Genomic DNA, 3,395 nt, shown 5'->3' on the forward strand with positions numbered 1-3,395 from the left:
TGCGGGAGAGGGGACCCGCGCTTCGTCCGATACCGGTGCGCGGCCTTCGCGCTTCCGCCGGGAAGGCGCCCCGTGACCGCGCTGGACGCCCTCGCCCTCCTCCGCCCGTGGTGGCTGCTCGCGGTGCCCGTGATCGCCCTGCTCGCCCTGCGCGCCGCCTCGCGCGCGGCGCCGCTCGGCGACTGGGCGAAGGCGGTCGATCCGGCGCTGATGGCGCTGATGGTCCGCCGCGGGGCCGTGCTCGGCGGCCGGCGGCAGGCGAACTTGGCCGCTGCGGTCGCGGCCGGCCTGACCGCGCTGGCGCTCACCGGGCCGGCGGTGGAGCGCAAGGACGCGGCGACCTTCCGCAACCTCGACGCCACGGTGATCGTGGCCGACCTGTCGCGCTCGGTCGCCGAGGGCGGCGGCCTCAAGGACCTGCGCCAGGCCGCGCAAGCGGTCGCCGAGGCGGCCGGCACCCGCTCCGTCTCGCTGGTGGTCTACGCGGGCGACGCCTACCTCGCGGTGCCGCCGACCACCGACCGCGACAGCCTCGGCACCACCCTGTTCGCGCTCGACGCCGACACCGTGCCCGACCGCGGCAGCCACCCGGAGCGCGGGCTGGCGCTCGCCCGCCGGACCCTCTCCGAGGCCGGGACCGTCGCCGCCGACGTGGTGCTGATCACCGACGGCGACGGCATCGGCGAGGCGGCGTTGCGCGAGGCGCGGGCGCTGCGGGCGCAGGGCTGGCGCCTGCACGGCCTGTTCGTGCCGGCGCAGGCGAGCCTGCCGCCCGGCGTGCCGAAGCCCGACCGGGCGGCGCTCGACGGGCTCGTCGCCGCCGGCGGCGGGATCGCGGCGGATCTCGCGAGCCCCGCCGCCATCCTCGATGCGGTCGGCGCCGGCACCGCCCAGCACCTCGCGGCCGGCGGCTACACGGTGCTGGCCTTCGCCGACCTCGGCCGCTGGCTGCTGCTCCTCGCCCTGGTCCCGGCCCTGATCCTGTTCCGCAGGAGCGCTTGATGATGGAGGAGCGCGTGATGGTGGAGAGCGCCTGATGGTGGCCGTCGCGATCGGAAGCGCGCCGCTGCGTGCGGCCTTCTCCCGCCGCTGGCGGCGCTGGGCGCGGGTCGGCGGGATCGCCGCGGCCGGTGCCGGCATCCTCGGCCTTGCCGTGGTGTCGCAACCGCGCACCGGCCTCGGGCGCCTGCTGATGGGCCTCGGCCTGCCCGCGCTCGCGCTCGCCGTGCTCGACGATCCGGCGTGGCGCGGCCCGGCGCTCTACCAGGCCGGGCGCTACGAGGCGGCCGCCGCGCTCTTCCGCAGCGGCGGCCGGCGCAGCGCGTACAACCTCGGCAACGCGCTCGCGCGGCTGGGCGACTATGCGGGGGCGATCGAGGCCTACGACGCGGCGCTTCAGTTCAACCCGCGCGACGCCGACGCCCAGGCCAACCGCTCGCTCCTCGCGAGCCTGGTCGCGGAGGCGATCGACCGCGGCAAGGGCGGCGGCATCGCCAACGGCTCGGCGCAGTACGGCGCGCGCTACAACAACACCGCCAACCAGGAGAAGGACGACGACGTCCAGGCCAAGTCCAGCGGCGAGGGCTTGGCCGGCAACCGGGAGGCGAGCGCCTCGGCCTCGATCCCCGGCAACAGCAAGGTGGCGCGCCGCGGAAAGGCCGAGCAGCAGAGCGTCGAGTCCGGCCGCGGCGAGGCGCGGGGCTCGGCGGGCGACGCCGCGGGCCGCGGGCGCACCGGCGGCGGCTCGGCGATGGTGGCCGAGGCCCCGGAGCAGGAGGTCCGCCGGGTGACGAAGAGCTTCGAGGCCCACGAGATCCGTCCCGACCGCCTCTGGCTCCAGACGCTGCCCGACGATCCCGGCCGCTACCTCAAGCTCCGCCTCAAGGCCGAGCAGACCCGCCGCATCGAGGCCGGGACCAGCATGCCCGCCGGGAGCAACCCGTGGTGACGATCCGGGATCTTACGAGCGCCACGCGCCTCGTCCCTCCCCCCTCTGCGGGGGAGGGTGGGCCTCGCGTCGGCGAGGGTCGGGTGAGGGGAGCGACGCTTCCTGATACGGCGCTCCCCTCACCCGACCCGCTGCGCGGGCCACCCTCCCCCGCAAAGGGGGGAGGGAGCGCGCGTTGGGGCCGGCACACGGCCCTCCTCCTCGCCCTCCTCCTCGCCGCCCCCGCGCACGCCGAGATCGAGCCCGGCGACCTCACCCTCACGGTCACGCCCGAGCTCAACGGCAGCGCCGCGCCGTTCGCCCGCGAGATGGTGCTGCTGCGCATTCACGGGGTCTACAAGCAGCAGATCCTGCTGGAGGAGGTGGTCCAGCCGAGTCTGGCCAACTTCAGTTGGAGCCAGCTCGGCCGCGACCGCTGGAGCAAGACCAAGCTGCCGGACGGGCAGAGCGCGGTGGCCTTCGACCGGGTGATCGCCGTGTTCCCGCACCACGCCGGCGCGTTCACCGTCGAGCCGTTCGACCACCGCCTGACCGTCAACGACGCGGGCGCGCGCCGGGTCGTCGACGTGCGGTCAAGCCCGATCCCCTTCCCCGTCGCCGCCTGGACCCGCGAGGACGGCGGACCGGACGCCAAGGAGCCGTGGTGGCTCCCGGCCCGGGACGTGACGATCACCGATTCCTGGGCGCCCGACCCGGAGACGGTGAAGCTCGGCGGGACCACGCGCCGCATCGTCACCATCGAGGCGCAGGGCATGGTCGCGGAAGGGCTGCCGCCGCGGCCGGTGATGCGCACCCGCGGCATCCTCACCTTCGCCGGCCCCGTCACCCGCGAGACCCTGGTCACGCCGCAGGGTCCGGTGGCGCGGGCGACCTACCAGTGGGACGTGCGGCCGGGCGTGCCGGAGATCATCCCGCTCGATGCCATCGTCATCCCGTGGTTCGACACCGCGTCGCGCACGATGCGCGAGGCCGAGATCCCCGCCCGCCAGATCGGCGGCGGCCTGCCCGACCGCGAGACCGACCTTAGCCCCCCGACGACCGCCTCGCCCTGGGTCGCGGGCGCCGCGGGGCTCGCCGCCTTCGGCCTCGGGCTGGCGCTGATCGGGTTCGGCGCGGGTGCCGAACGGCTGCGCCTGGACCTCCGCACCCGCCGGGCGCTCCGCCGCACCGCCGCGGCGCGGGACCTGTCCGGGTTTCGCGTGGCGACCGCGCAGGCCGATCCGGCGCTCGCCCGGCACTGGCGCGCCGACCCCGAGACGGCGGCCGGCCTCGCGGCGCTGGACCGCGCGCTCTACGCGCCGGCCGGGACGCCGGTGCCGGACCTGTCCGCCCTGGCCCGCAGGCTGTCGCGCTCGGTGCGAGTGCGCGCCGCGAGCGGGACGGTCGACCGCCTGCACCCGCTCGACGGGCCGGCGAAGGGCTGAGCCGCCGCGCCTCTCCCTCTCCC

At 76.6% G+C, this 3,395-nt stretch carries 3 protein-coding genes; all 3 read left to right on the plus strand.

The window, feature by feature from the left end:
- The first annotated feature begins 72 nt into the window (after positions 1-72).
- Complete coding sequence (locus ACFE8Y_RS20015; protein ID WP_375466127.1) at positions 73-1,002, plus strand: VWA domain-containing protein; 930 nt, start codon at positions 73-75, stop codon at positions 1,000-1,002.
- A 34-nt stretch (positions 1,003-1,036) separates the two neighbouring features.
- Positions 1,037-1,948, plus strand: a complete 912-nt coding sequence (locus ACFE8Y_RS20020) for a tetratricopeptide repeat protein (RefSeq protein WP_375466128.1) — start codon at positions 1,037-1,039, stop codon at positions 1,946-1,948.
- A gap of 236 nt (positions 1,949-2,184) precedes the next feature.
- Entirely contained in the window at positions 2,185-3,372 is a 1,188-nt protein-coding gene (locus tag ACFE8Y_RS20025) for a hypothetical protein (protein ID WP_375466131.1), read from the plus strand.
- Positions 3,373-3,395: the final 23 nt, after the last annotated feature.

Source organism: uncultured Methylobacterium sp. (assembly GCF_964242245.1).
Classification (GTDB): Bacteria; Pseudomonadota; Alphaproteobacteria; order Rhizobiales; family Beijerinckiaceae; genus Methylobacterium.

What these genes read in the sequence shown, in the direction of transcription:
- ACFE8Y_RS20020 (WP_375466128.1), top strand. Translation starts at nt 1,037, where the DNA reads ATGGTGGCCGTCGCGATCGGAAGCGCGCCGCTGCGTGCGGCCTTCTCC.